The following is a 13,704-nucleotide window of genomic DNA, read 5'->3' as shown; positions in this document are numbered from 1 at the left end:
CGGGGTTCCGCTTCGCTGCACCCTGCCTACGTTTATTTGTTAGGAGTAGCAAATGACTTTTAATATTCGACGTATGACTGAATCAGATATTGATAGTGTTTATGCAATTGAGAAGGACGTACATATTGCCCCTTGGGATAGAGATATCTTAAGAGATTGCGTTCGAGTAGGATATGATTGTCGAGTATTTGAAATAAATAAAGAAAATAGCCTAATGATTTGTGGTTATATTATTTCTAGACACAGCAATAATTGCTGTCATATTTTAAATTTCTGTATTGCTAAACTGTTCCAATCACAAGGTTATGGACGGCAATTTTTGCAACAAGTACTTACTTCATTAACTGCGTCGCAGTATATTGATCATGTGATTCTTGAAGTAAGACCCAGCAATCAGGCAGCCTTGCATCTGTATCATAGTGTGGGCTTTAAACAAATAGAAATTAAACCAGCATATTACGTAGAAGAGAATAATATTGAAGATGCAATTGTGCTGAAAAAAATATTGTCGCATTAAAATAAAAATCAATTTAAAAAATTTTTATAAAAATATTCTGTCAAGACTGTTTTTTAAGTTTTTCTTTGTTATCATATACGACCAATTCTGTGAATCCCCTAACTTTCCTTCCTGTGGATAACCTTTTTTACAAATCCTATTTTTATTTTTATTTTTATGTAAAAAATTACTATAACCCCCTTATACAGAGCGAAATTATTATTTTTGCATTGATGAGACAATGATAGGTGTTATTCACAAAATCTGTGGATAACATTGTGTATAGTATTATGAATTACTTGATAAATAAGCTCATTTTATAGCTGCTGTAAAATTAACCAAAAATAATGAGTATGAGGTTCTTATCGTTTTGAATTAGCATTTGAGGAGGTGGTTGGAACAGACGATTGCTAATATTCGTCGTTCTAGTAAAAATATAGGGATGTATGTAATTAATTTGTTCATCATGGGTATTGTCGTGACAAATTACCATGACAAATATAAATCGTCTGTGGTACTCTCTAACATCTTGAAAAATGCAATCTTTCTCACAACGATTGCTACACTAATTGAAGTTAATTAAATGATTTATTTGTTGAGAACATTTTCATGAGAAGAGCAAAATCAAAACCAAATCCTATGACGCAAACTGCTCAAATTGATAATTTAAGCCATGATGGAAAAGGGATCGCGCGTATTCATGGTAAAGCTACTTTTGTCCAAGGTGCTTTGCCTGGTGAACGAATTGAGTTTCAATATACTAGGATAAAAAAAGATTTTGATGAGGGGCTCTTGCTTAAAGTTCTTGAGCCGTCTTCTATACGGGTGGAGCCGAAGTGTCCTCATTATTCAATGTGTGGCGGCTGTTCATTACAGCATGTAAGTGAAGAAGAGCAAATTCATTTTAAACAAGATCAATTATTGGATTTATTGTTACGATATGGCCATACTCAACCGCAAATCGTGTTGCCGCCTTTAATTGCCGGGTACTGGAATTACAGGAATAAAGCTCGATTAAGCGTACGCTATGTGGAGAAAAAACAAAGCGCCATGGTTGGGTTTAGAGAACGCAGTAATCCCCGCTACATTACCGAGATCACCCAATGTCCGGTTTTAAATGCAAAACTTGATGCTGATATCATACCATTAAGGCAATTGATTGACTCAATGCAAGACAAGCATTGTATTGCACAAATTGAAGTTGCAGCAGGAGACGATGAGATTGCTCTTATTTTCAGAAACTTAACCTCCTTAAATCATGAGGATGAACTAAAAATCAAAGAATTTGCTGAAAAATATCAATATAAAATTTTTCTGCAGCCAGGTTCTCCTGATACTGTATTTTGTTTTTACCCCCCTAAATCAAGTGAGTATATCTCTTATAAATTGCCAGATTATCAAATTACCTTTTTGTTTCATCCAACAGATTTTACCCAAGTTAATTCTGCATTGAATCGCTCTATGGTATCACAAGCCATGCAGCTAATGGACTTAAAAAGTACAGATATAGTGCTAGACTTATTCTGTGGGCTGGGTAATTTTTCACTCCCAATGGCTAAATTTTGCGCCAAAGTACTTGGGGTGGAAGGCAGTAAAACCATGGTTGAGAGAGCATACATGAATGCGACACTGAATTTTATTCAGAATGTGGATTTTTATGCTGCAAACTTGGATGATGTGAATGAAGTCAAGAAGTTGGTTCAGCAATCTTGCAACAAAGTACTAATTGATCCTCCTCGCTCAGGTGCCCTGGAAATTGTGAAACAAATTGATGCACTAAACCCAGAGCGTATTGTTTATGTATCATGTAATCCCATAACATTAGCTCGTGATACAGATATTTTGGTTAATCAAAAAGGCTATACATTAATAAAGGCAGGAGTAATGGACATGTTTCCTCACACTGCCCACGTTGAGTCGATTGCGTTGTTTGAAAAAGGATAAAGCTCATGGTTCGAGTAAAAGATACTATTCCATTATGTGAAGATGGAAGCATTGATGTTGATTTGTGGCTCCATCAACTAGGCGCAAAGGGTTATTTAGATAATCTTGAACTCATTCGTGGTGCATGCACTTTAAGTCAGCTTGCAGGACAAGATCATGCTACAGAAACTGGCCAATCTTGTTTGCAACAAGGTTTATCTATGGCTGATTTACTTGCAGATCTTGAGGTGGATCAGGAAACGCTTGCTGCGGCAATTATTTTTGAAAACGTACACTATGCTGATTTATCCATTGATGATGTTGCGGAGCAATTAGGCCCCAATATTGCGAAATTAGTCAAAGGCATAGAGCGCATGAGCGCGATGCACAGTTTTCAGGGATTAAATAAATACCCACAAAATAAACAACAAATTGATAATCTTCGTAAAATGTTGTTGGCTATGGTGGATGATGTTCGTGTTGTATTGATTAAACTTGCCGAACGCCTATGTGTTTTAAGAACTGCAGGGCATTTATCTGAAGAATTACGCAAGCAACTGGCTACTGAAGCGATGGAAATTTATGCTCCGTTGGCTAACAGATTAGGGATAGGGGCCATTAAATGGGAAATGGAGGATTTGGCTTTTCGCCATTTACATCCTGAAGAATATAAAGCGATAGCCAAGGGCCTGAAAGCAAAACGCTTAGAACGGGACAATTTTGTTAATGCGATTGTTGCTCAGTTGAATGAACAGATTAAAGCAAGTGGGATAGATCACTTTGCCGTTTATGGACGTTCAAAGCACATCCATAGTATCTATAAAAAAATGACCCGCAAGAATGTGTCACTCGATGAAATATATGATGCTACTGCAGTACGTGTTCTTGTTGATACTCAGCCCCAATGCTATGAAGTCTTAGGTATGGTACATACACTTTGGAAACAAATTCCTGCTGAATTTGATGATTATATTATTAATCCCAAAGCTAATGGATATCAATCATTGCATACTGCGGTCAAAGGGCCGGAAGGTAGGGTTTTTGAGGTGCAAATTAGAACATTTCATATGCACGATTTGGCTGAAATGGGAGTTGCCGCCCATTGGAAATATAAGGAAGGCGGTTTCAAACAAAAACAAAGCCATGAGCGTAAAATCGAATGGTTACGGGATGTATTGGCTTGGCATCGTGAAATGGCGAGTAATAAAGGTGTGCCTGAAAGTACAACTACTGAATTTCTCGAAGACAGGGTTTATGTTTTTACGCCAGATGGGGATGTCCTCGATTTACCCCATGGTGTAACTCCTTTGGACTTTGCTTATCACGTACATAGTGATCTTGGACATCGATGTCGTGGTGCACGTATAAATGGTCATATCGTACCACTAACTTATCAATTAAAAACTGGAGATAGGGTAGAGGTTTTAGCTGGAAAAGAAAGTAAACCCTCCCGTGACTGGATTAACCCCCACTTAAATTATCTCAAAACATCTCGTGCTAAAGCCAAAGTATTACACTGGTTTAAAATGCAAGATTATGATCGAAACATTCAAGATGGTCGCGAGCTATTAGATAAAGAATTAAAATCTTTAGGAATAAAATCCGATAAACTGAATGAAGCTGCAGTTGCACTACATTTTAAAAAACTTGATGATCTTTATGCAAATCTTGGCCGTGGCGATATTAAAATAGGCCAAATTATTAGCAAGCTCACTCCACCAACTACTTCAGAGCTCAATCTTGAGCGATTTGTCAGACCACAGGCGAAACCAGAAATTACTGGAAGTGATTTACGTATTGAGGGAGTGGGTAATTTATTAACCTTTATGGCAAGATGCTGTCAACCTGTCCCCGGTGATCCTGTTATTGGTTACATTACTATAGGTCGTGGCGTCTCAGTACATCGTCAAGATTGTCCTAATATTATTCATGCGAATGAAAGACAAAAGCAACGCTTTTTGCAGGTTACTTGGGGAAGTGCAACACGTGAAAATTATGTAGTGGATATTTTAATCAAGGCTTTTGATCGCTCTGAACTTCTAAAGGATGTCACGTCGTTACTTGCTAATGAAAAAGCACATGTGTATGCGTTGCAAACCCAGAGTAATAAACATGAAAATATGGCTTATATTACTTTAACTGTAGATGTTGATGGCCTAAGTAGTCTCTCCCGATTACTGACGAAATTAGAGCAAATCCCTAATGTACTTGAAGCGAGAAGACAGGTTTAATTTGCGTTGCACCTGCATCTTCTATTTCCCGCGGACAAGCCGCGGGGCGTAGGCAGAGAAGTGGTCAAGATGCAGTTCATTGTACTCCAGGCAAATATCGATTGTTATTTAAAGATAAATCCAGTAATGTAGCCTGAGTGCAGGCGAAGCCGCAACCTGAGTCACTGTGTCTCACCCAGACTACTTATTTAAATATAAATCCTGCAACAACAGCACGATGTTCGTTTAATAAAACATTGTAAGTTCGGCATGCTGCACCTATAGACATGCATTCGATACCTATTCGTTGCTCTGCAAGCTGCTTCATAATTGACAGGGGTAGGAGTTTTCCGGTATGTTCATGACCAATGATGATAATTTCCGGTTTAAATTGCGCTAATAAGCTCATGTAGTGTTCGTCAATTTCATGAATGTCTTTAATTGACAGATCACTAATGATTTCTGTTTTAGAAACAATTAAACTGCTTTCATAGACAATAGAATTAATCTGAATTTTGTTATCACTATAAGCTTGCACTACATGTGGTTCTGCTGATTCTAAATTGATATTCATGGTTTAGAATGTTTCAATGAATGATACGTGGTTGTAAGTATACTACAGAGGTCAATATTATGAGTCAATTTCCGCGTATAAATCGCTTGCCCCCTTATGTTTTTAACACGTTAACCCAATTAAAAACAGAAGCGCGAGCACGGGGAGAAGATATAATTGATTTCGGTATGGGAAATCCAGATCAACCAACACCGCCACATATTGTCAATAAGTTGATTGAAGCAGTTCAAAGACCGGATACTCATCGATATTCTATGTCCAAAGGAATCCCAAGACTAAGAAGAGCTATGGCTTCCTGGTATCAACGTAACTATGAGGTACAGTTAAATAGTGAAACACAAATATTAGCTACCATAGGATCAAAAGAGGGGTTGGCACATCTGGCATTAGCTATAAGCGGACCTGGGGATACAATTTTAGTTCCTGATCCAGCTTATCCTATTCATACGTATGGATTTATTATTGCTGGTGCTAATGTAAAACAAATTCCCCTTATCAATGAAACTCAATTTTTAGCTTCTGTAGAAGATACAATTAATCGCAGCTGGCCTAAACCGAAAGCGTTGGTAATTAATTTTCCTGCAAATCCAAGTACCCATTGCGTAGACTATTCTTTTTTTGAACAAGTTGTTGAGTTGGCAAGAAAACATGAAATTTGGGTTATCCATGACTTGGCATATGCTGATATTGTATTTGATGGATATAAGGCTCCATCAATACTTCAAGTGCCAGGAGCTACTGATGTAGCAATTGAAACTTATTCAATGTCTAAATCGTATAATATGCCAGGTTGGCGTGTTGGTTTTGCTTGTGGAAATGAAGAGTTGGTTGCAGCACTTACTCGGATTAAATCTTATTTAGATTACGGTACATTCACACCAATCCAAGTTGCAGCAATTGCTGCATTAGATGGTCCAGATGAGTGTGTACAGGAGATTAGGACGCTTTATGAAAAAAGACGTAATATCCTTTGTGATGGTTTAAATGAGATTGGCTGGGAGGTTACTCGACCCAAAGCAACGATGTTCGTTTGGGCACCTCTTCCTTCTCATTATCAACCCATGGGCTCCCTTGAGTTCAGTAAATATTTATTAAAAGAAGCTCATATTGCTGTATCGCCAGGAATAGGTTTTGGCCAACAAGGTGATGGTTATGTTCGTTTCGGTTTAATTGAAAATAAAGATCGCATACGGCAGGCATTAAGAAATTTAAAATCATTATTTCGCAGAGATGGATTGATTAAGGCTGAACAAACATGCGTGTTGTGATTGACTCAGAGTGTAGTTCCATTCCCGAAAGAGCCAAGTCACTCAATTCAGAAGGGAATGCATTGCTCAATTTTTTGCTGAATCTTGGCTACAATCCTGAAAATCCGCCTGTTGCTGATTTGCTAAAGAAGCATCACCGTTTAGAAGGAAAATGGCTTGTCTTGACTCCAGTTCATTGGGAGGCAACACATAATGATGCAATGGTTGTAGCTTTGGGCAAGAATCTGCAACTTGAACAACATGAGTCTAAATTATGGTTTGATTTATTTTCGCAGTATCTGGCAGAAGAGGGTACCGCTCTTTACTATCATGATGAGGAAACATGGTTACTAAGTAATCATAAAAATTTATCTGTAAATGCAAAACCTCCTTACCGCTTGTTGCATCAATCATTAATGCCCGAATTAACTCAACTCGATAAGACGATGCATTGGCAAAAATTTATTACTGAAAGCCAAATGCTTTTTGCATCCAAACCCAATCAGTCCTTGGCTAATGGATTATGGGTCTGGGGTGATGCGACACTTAAGGATAAAATACCAATCAATATTTGTGTTGATGAGCATTTTTATTCATTAGCACAAATATGCAGTACTCAAGTTACCTTATATAACTCAGCAATAACGCTTAAGGATTATCAGATTTTATTGCTCAGCGAATTTTCTATGCTCAGTGAACAACATCAAGAAGAATTAAAAGAAATGTCTGTTCATTGGTATTGGAATAATCTGGCTTACTCTACGAGTGCTAACAGCTGGTACGTCCGTTTGTGGAGAAAACTAATACATGCTTATTAAACAACGTCCTCAACCAATACACACGCTCAATTTACCTAACATGCCTGATGTACTAAGGCGAATATTCGCAAACAGAGGAATTACTGAACCCTCTCAATTGGATAAACAACTCCAGACTTTATTACCTTTTGATAGCTTAAAAGGAATAGATAAAGCATGCACACGCTTGGAGACAGCATTACGTGAACAACATAGGATTTTGGTTATTGGTGATTTTGATGCAGATGGTGCAACATCCACTGCACTTGCTATAACTGCTTTACGCGCTATGGGGGCTCAATTTATCGATTATTTAGTCCCTAACCGTTTTGAGTTTGGTTATGGGTTAACACCACAAATAGTTGAAGTAGCAAGCAAGTGGAAACCCAGACTGATAATTACTGTAGATAATGGGATTGCGAGTATTGAAGGCGTAGAAAAGGCCAATCAATTAAATATTGATGTTTTAATCACTGATCATCACTTACCCGCCGAAACGCTTCCTAACGCGTGTGCTATAGTGAATCCAAACCAATCGGACTGCAACTTTCCCAGTAAATCGATTGCTGGAGTTGGCGTGATTTTTTATGTCATGCTTGCTTTACGTCGACATTTGGTAAATACGAATTGGTTTCGTGAGATGAATATCGTTGAACCCAATATGGCAAGTTTTTTGGATTTAGTTGCTTTGGGCACTGTAGCTGATGTTGTGGGACTGGATCAAAATAACCGTATTATGGTGAATCAAGGCCTGGCAAGAATACGGCAAGGCCTTTGTCGCGTAGGTATAAAAGCTTTGGTTGAAGTATCCGGACGTGAGTGTGAACGACTAAGGGAGTCTGATTTGGGATTTGCTATTGCACCAAGACTCAATGCTGCGGGGCGATTGGACGATATGGCTTTGGGTATAGAATGTTTAATTACTGCAGATCAGGAACAAGCTAGAAATTATTGTCAGCAATTAGACGAATTAAACGAAGAAAGAAAGCAAATTGAAACGGAAATGAAAGAGCAGGCAATGCTTGCACTGGAAAAACTTGCGCTTAGTACTGATTATAATAGTAATCGTTTACCTATTGCATTATGTCTTTTTGATAAAACATGGCATCAAGGAGTCATTGGAATTTTAGCAGGGCGGATGAAAGAGCGTTATCATCGACCTGTTATTGCTTTTGCTGAAGTGAGCGATGATGAATTGAAAGGTTCTGCCCGTTCGGTTCCAGATTTAAATATTCGCGATGTATTGGCAGCAATAGATAAGGATCATCCGGGGCTTATCTGCAAATTTGGTGGTCATGCTATGGCAGCGGGCCTGAGCATTCATCCAAACGCTCTTGAAGCCTTCCGTGAAGCATTAATTTTTGAAGTGAACAAACATATTGATTTTTCTCAATGTGAAGGAGAATTACTTACCGATGGTCCATTACAACCGGAAGAGTTTAGCCTTGAAATCGCTCAATTAATACAACAAGCAGGACCATGGGGGCAGCAATTCGTTGAACCTGTTTTTGATAATGTTTTCGAAGTATTAGATCAACGTATAGTAGGAAAAAATCATTTAAAAATGACTTTGATGACCACACAAGGCAACCAGCAAGTAGATGCGATCGCTTTTAATGTCGATTTGAAATTTTGGCCAAACTATAGAGTTAAATATCTGCATGCAGCATATAAGTTGGATATCAATTTTTATCAGGGTCGAACACGACTGCAATTACTTATCCAAGCAATGAATGCAGTAAATCAAGAATAAATCTAGAGTAGCCAGTACAGAGCATAGCTATCAAGCGAAGCAGAAAAGCTGCCTTGTCATTCCTCGAAGGCAGGAATCCATTCATGAATTGAATACATTGCCAATACAAAAATGGATCCTCTCCGCGGGGATGACAGAGTTACTTGCCAATTGAGTAAAATGAAACACGTAACTATTCTTAGCGTGACGGGTATGTGCTGGAAACAGGCTACATTTTTTGTACACAATTTTTTAGTTCAGGTTATAATTGTCTCTTTTTAATTGAAACAATAATAGTGTCAAATAACCTGCTTTCACCTTTGTCCATTGCTCCCATGATTGATTGGACCTACAGTCATTTTCGAATTTTTATGCGTATTTTGGCGCCGCATGCACTTGTTTATACAGAAATGCAAACCACTGGAGCGATACAAAATAACCCTTTGCGCTCTTTGCAGTTTAATATAAAAGAACATCCAATAGCACTTCAGCTTGGAGGATCAGATCCTGATGCATTAGCACATTGTGCTCTACATGCAGAACAAGAAGGATTTGATGAGGTAAATATTAATCTTGGTTGTCCTAGTGATAAAGTCCAGGCAGGACGTTTTGGTGCGTGTTTAATGAAAGAGCCAAAACACGTTGCGGCGTGTATTCAAGCCATGCGGCAAGTAACGACAACACCTATTACTGCAAAAACCAGAATAGGCATAGATCATCAAGACAGTTATAAGTTCTTTAGTGATTTTGTACATCAATTACTTGAGGCTGGAGCACAAAAAATTATTGTTCATGCACGCAAAGCTTGGCTAAGCGGTTTAAACCCCAAACAAAATCGAACAATTCCCCCTGTTAACTACGACTATGTTTATCGCCTTAAAGAGGAAATTCCTAATATTCCAGTAGTGCTCAATGGTAATATATTGAATGTAAAAGAAATTAAAGAGCATCTGCGCCATGTTGAAGGAGTGATGCTTGGTCGTTTGGCATGTGATAATCCTTTCCAAATCGCAGTGATACATCAAGCACTCTATCCTGAAGCTCAAATGAAAACTCGGAGCCAAGTCTTTAATCTCTATTTGAATTATTTATTCGAAGAATATAATAAAGGGGTTTCCCTTAGTTTACTGATTAAGCCTATATTTAATTTAGCTTTTGGATTACCTGGAGCAAGTCAATGGAAAAAAAAGTTGATGCTCGTTTTGCAAACTAAAAATAGTTTTTTATTGCAGGAATTAAGTGAATATTTGCAAGAGCTGGAATTATATGCAGAGACTTTATAAACTCCAGATGAAATAACCTTTGTTGCTTGTTTGCAATTTCGATATCAATATTGCGAAATTGAGTAATCTATTCAGCAACTCACTTCCAAAATATTGTATAATATGAGAGGAAATTGCGGAAAATAATATTTGAGTTGTCTGATTTGTCAGAAACCTCTTTTTTCACTTAGTTATCTCATGAAGATTCACTTAAATTAAAAGGTATTCATAGTATTTTCCCCCAAATTTTAGTACATTAACCAATTTGTTATTTGAAATCTCCAGAGGATTATGTAGGCCATGCTGAATACGTTGATTAAGAAAATGTTTGGAAGCCGAAATGAGCGCACTTTGCGGCGTATGGAAAAGGCAGTAGTGGCAATTAATGCATTTGAGCCTCAAATGCAAGCATTAACTGATGCCGAGTTAGCTGCAAAAACCCAGCATTTTAAAGCACGTTTTGCAGAAGGAGAAAGCCTTGATGAAATGTTAGCAGAGGCTTTTGCTACAGTAAGAGAAGTATCCGTACGTACTTTGGGTTTGCGTCATTTCGATGTGCAATTAATAGGTGGAATGGTTTTGCATGAAGGTAATATTGCTGAAATGCGTACAGGGGAAGGTAAAACATTGGTAGCAACTCTACCCGCATATTTGAATGCTATTACTGGACGTGGTGTGCATGTTGTTACTGTGAATGATTATCTTGCCAAACGTGATAGCCAATGGATGAGCCCTATATTTGAATTTTTGGGGTTGACTGTGGGTGTGATTTTTCCTGATATGGCGCATGCTGCAAAACAGGAAGCTTATCGTTGTGATATCGTTTATGGAACAAACAACGAATATGGTTTTGATTATTTGCGTGATAATATGGCATTTAGCCTTGAAGATAAGGTGCAAAGAGAGTTGAACTTTGCCATCGTGGACGAAGTGGATTCAATTCTTATTGATGAAGCCCGTACTCCTCTGATTATTTCTGGTGCAGCAGAAGACAGCTCTGAACTTTACATTAAAATTAATTCCTTAATTCCTCATTTGAAGAAACAAGAAGAAGAGGGTGGTGAAGGGGATTATACTATCGATGAAAAGCAAAAACAGGCGCATCTTACTGATGCAGGTCATCAACATATAGAAGAATTATTGGTTAAAGCAAAACTGCTGGATCAGGGTGAAAGTTTATATCATGCCAGCAACATTATGCTCATGCATCATGTGAATGCAGCATTAAAGGCGCATGCTATGTTCCATCGTGATGTGGATTATATTGTTAAGGATGGACAAGTTATTATCGTCGATGAGCATACTGGTCGAACAATGCCTGGTCGAAGATGGTCTGAAGGATTGCATCAAGCTGTTGAGGCCAAGGAAGGGGTTTCTATTCAAAATGAAAACCAAACTCTTGCTTCAATAACATTCCAGAATTTCTTCCGAATGTATAATAAATTATCAGGAATGACTGGGACAGCGGATACAGAAGCTTATGAGTTGCAGCAAATTTATAATCTTGATGTTGTAGTAATTCCTACAAATAAACCTATGGTACGAAAAGATGAGGCTGATCTGGTTTATTTAACTCAAAAGGATAAATTTCAAGCAGTTATAGAAGATATTCGTGAGTGTATTGCTCGCAAGCAACCTGTTCTTGTGGGTACTGTTTCGATTGAAGCATCTGAGTTTTTAAGTCAACTTCTTAAAAAAGAAAACGTTAAACATCAAGTACTTAATGCCAAATTTCATGAAAAGGAAGCGCAAATTATTGCTGAAGCAGGCCGGCCTGGTACGGTAACTATTGCTACAAATATGGCAGGTCGGGGAACTGATATTGTTCTGGGTGGAAGTTTATCTGCGGATTTGGCTCAATTAGGTGAAAATGCGAGTGCTGAAGAAATAGAAGCGGCAAAACAGTTGTGGCAAAAACGTCACGATGAAGTCATTGCAGCCGGTGGATTGAGAATTATCGGTTCGGAACGTCATGAGTCCCGTCGAATTGATAATCAGCTACGAGGACGTTCGGGCCGTCAGGGAGATGTGGGAAGCAGTCGCTTCTACTTATCTCTTGAAGATAATTTAATGCGTATATTTGCGTCTGAACGTGTTGCATCGATGATGCGCCGTTTAGGAATGAAACCTGGAGAGCCTATTGAGCACAGTTTGGTAACCAAAGCAATTGAGAATGCTCAACGTAAGCTTGAAGGACATCATTTTGATGTACGAAAGCAGCTTTTGGATTATGACAACGTAGCTAATGATCAAAGACAAGTCATTTATACTCAACGCGCTTCGATCATGGAAATGACGGATACTGAGGAAATGTTAAATATAATGCGGGAGGAAGTGATATCGAATCTTGTTGATACTTATATTCCTCCCCAAAGTTTGGAAGATCAGTGGGATCCAAAATCTTTAAGTGATATTTTGGCTGATGAATTCAAACTTAAAGCCCCTGTGCTCGAGTGGATTGAAGAGGATCATCATATTCAGCCAGAACAAATTAAAGAAAAAATTCTTGATCTTGCTGCACGGAAATATGATGAAAAAGTCCAGCAAGCGGGTAGAGCTACGATGTCGCAGTTTGAAAAATCCGTGGTTTTGCAAACTTTGGACAATCAATGGCGAGAACACCTGGCGGCAATGGATCAATTGCGTCAAGGAATCCATTTGCGCGGTTACGCGCAAAAAGATCCAAAGCAAGAGTATAAAAAAGAAGCTTTCACTTTGTTTACCTCTATGCTTGATAATTTAAAGTATGATGTTGTTCGTTTAGTTTCTTCAGTAGAAATTCAAACAGAAGAAGATGTTAATGCAATTGAAGAGCAACGACGCGCTGAGCAAGTTAGTAAGATGAGCTTGCAACACGGCAATTATGCTGATGAACAGGATGAGGAGGCAGCGACTCAAACATACAGACGACACGAGAAAAAAATTGGTCGAAATGATCCTTGCCCGTGTGGTTCAGGTAAAAAGTATAAAGCCTGTCATGGAAGCTTGGCGTGAACATCTCAGTTGCCGTAGCAGTTATTATTGATGAGCAACAACGTATCTTAATTACCCAACGTCCTTTGCATCTTCCTCATGGAGGATGTTGGGAATTTCCTGGCGGTAAATTGGAAGTAAATGAATCTTCGGAATCTGCATTGATTCGAGAAATCAAAGAAGAAATTGGAATAGAAGTTCGACATTATAAATTACTCGGTGAAGTAAAACATCAATACTCTGATAAATCGGTAAAATTAATTATTTTTCTTGTCAGTCAATATGTTGGGGACCCTTTATGTTTGGAAGGACAATTGGCTATGAAATGGGTTTATCAGCACGAACTAAATCCGGAGCATTTCCCAGAAGCAAATCGTGAAGTCATTACAATGGTGCAGGATTATTTACTATGTAACGAACTTGTGAAGCAGTAACTGTATTGCTTTAATATATATCATGATTATGCAGACTGCTAATAAGCTTGCGAAGC

General features: G+C 38.2%; 10 protein-coding genes. 9 read left to right on the top strand and 1 reads right to left on the bottom strand.

Translation table 11 applies throughout. The features are described from left to right. Positions 1-52: 52 nt before the first annotated feature. From rimI to relA, 3 genes are all read left to right on the top strand, one after another. Positions 53-517: a ribosomal protein S18-alanine N-acetyltransferase gene (gene rimI / locus DY223_RS08880; protein WP_064115079.1), complete on the top strand. Its 465-nt coding sequence runs from the start codon at positions 53-55 to the stop codon at positions 515-517. A gap of 588 nt (positions 518-1,105) precedes the next feature. Further along, positions 1,106-2,440: a 23S rRNA (uracil(1939)-C(5))-methyltransferase RlmD gene (gene rlmD, locus DY223_RS08875; protein WP_058459820.1), complete on the top strand. Its 1,335-nt coding sequence runs from the start codon at positions 1,106-1,108 to the stop codon at positions 2,438-2,440. Between the two features lie 5 nt (positions 2,441-2,445). Next, the gene (gene relA / locus DY223_RS08870; protein ID WP_058459821.1) at positions 2,446-4,650 is read left to right on the top strand and encodes a GTP diphosphokinase; all 2,205 of its coding nucleotides are present in this window, start codon (positions 2,446-2,448) and stop codon (positions 4,648-4,650) included. 184 nt (positions 4,651-4,834) lie between these two features. Here relA and DY223_RS08865 read toward each other — a convergent pair whose 3' ends face one another. Then, a complete protein-coding gene (locus DY223_RS08865) occupies positions 4,835-5,203 on the bottom strand; it encodes an Mth938-like domain-containing protein (RefSeq protein ID WP_058459822.1) in 369 nt (122 codons plus the stop codon). A gap of 59 nt (positions 5,204-5,262) precedes the next feature. Here DY223_RS08865 and alaC point away from each other — a divergent pair, with 59 nt between their 5' ends. From alaC to mutT, 6 genes are all read left to right on the top strand, one after another. Then, positions 5,263-6,471, top strand: a complete 1,209-nt coding sequence (alaC, locus tag DY223_RS08860) for an alanine transaminase (RefSeq protein ID WP_058459823.1) — start codon at positions 5,263-5,265, stop codon at positions 6,469-6,471. Then, positions 6,459-7,268, top strand: a complete 810-nt coding sequence (locus tag DY223_RS08855; protein WP_058459824.1) for a hypothetical protein — start codon at positions 6,459-6,461, stop codon at positions 7,266-7,268. The genes alaC and DY223_RS08855 overlap by 13 nt, the downstream gene beginning before the upstream one ends. Beyond that, positions 7,258-9,000: a single-stranded-DNA-specific exonuclease RecJ gene (gene recJ, locus DY223_RS08850; RefSeq protein WP_058459825.1), complete on the top strand. Its 1,743-nt coding sequence runs from the start codon at positions 7,258-7,260 to the stop codon at positions 8,998-9,000. The genes DY223_RS08855 and recJ overlap by 11 nt, the downstream gene beginning before the upstream one ends. A 275-nt stretch (positions 9,001-9,275) precedes the next feature. Next, entirely contained in the window at positions 9,276-10,262 is a 987-nt protein-coding gene (gene dusA / locus DY223_RS08845; RefSeq protein WP_082642465.1) for a tRNA dihydrouridine(20/20a) synthase DusA, read from the top strand. 279 nt (positions 10,263-10,541) lie between these two features. After that, on the top strand, positions 10,542-13,235 hold the full coding sequence (gene secA, locus DY223_RS08840; RefSeq protein WP_058459826.1) for a preprotein translocase subunit SecA: 2,694 nt from the start codon (positions 10,542-10,544) through the stop codon (positions 13,233-13,235). Beyond that, a complete protein-coding gene (gene mutT / locus DY223_RS08835; RefSeq protein ID WP_058459827.1) occupies positions 13,232-13,648 on the top strand; it encodes an 8-oxo-dGTP diphosphatase MutT in 417 nt (138 codons plus the stop codon). Before secA ends, mutT begins: the two co-directional genes overlap by 4 nt. The last annotated feature ends 56 nt before the right edge of the window (positions 13,649-13,704 follow it).

Origin of the sequence: Legionella bozemanae, assembly GCF_900450575.1 — a bacterium.
Classification (GTDB): domain Bacteria; phylum Pseudomonadota; class Gammaproteobacteria; order Legionellales; family Legionellaceae; genus Legionella; species Legionella bozemanae.
This window is presented reverse-complemented; position numbering and strand designations above follow the sequence as displayed.

Bases quoted from the DNA above. Each gene is read 5' to 3' on its own strand.
- relA (WP_058459821.1), top strand. From the start codon at position 2,446: ATGGTTCGAGTAAAAGATACTATTCCATTATGTGAAGATGGAAGCATT.
- DY223_RS08855 (WP_058459824.1), top strand. From the start codon at position 6,459: ATGCGTGTTGTGATTGACTCAGAGTGTAGTTCCATTCCCGAAAGAGCC.
- rimI (WP_064115079.1), top strand. From the start codon at position 53: ATGACTTTTAATATTCGACGTATGACTGAATCAGATATTGATAGTGTT.
- secA (WP_058459826.1), top strand. From the start codon at position 10,542: ATGCTGAATACGTTGATTAAGAAAATGTTTGGAAGCCGAAATGAGCGC.
- DY223_RS08865 (WP_058459822.1), bottom strand. From the start codon at position 5,203: ATGAATATCAATTTAGAATCAGCAGAACCACATGTAGTGCAAGCTTAT.
- alaC (WP_058459823.1), top strand. From the start codon at position 5,263: ATGAGTCAATTTCCGCGTATAAATCGCTTGCCCCCTTATGTTTTTAAC.
- rlmD (WP_058459820.1), top strand. From the start codon at position 1,106: ATGAGAAGAGCAAAATCAAAACCAAATCCTATGACGCAAACTGCTCAA.
- recJ (WP_058459825.1), top strand. From the start codon at position 7,258: ATGCTTATTAAACAACGTCCTCAACCAATACACACGCTCAATTTACCT.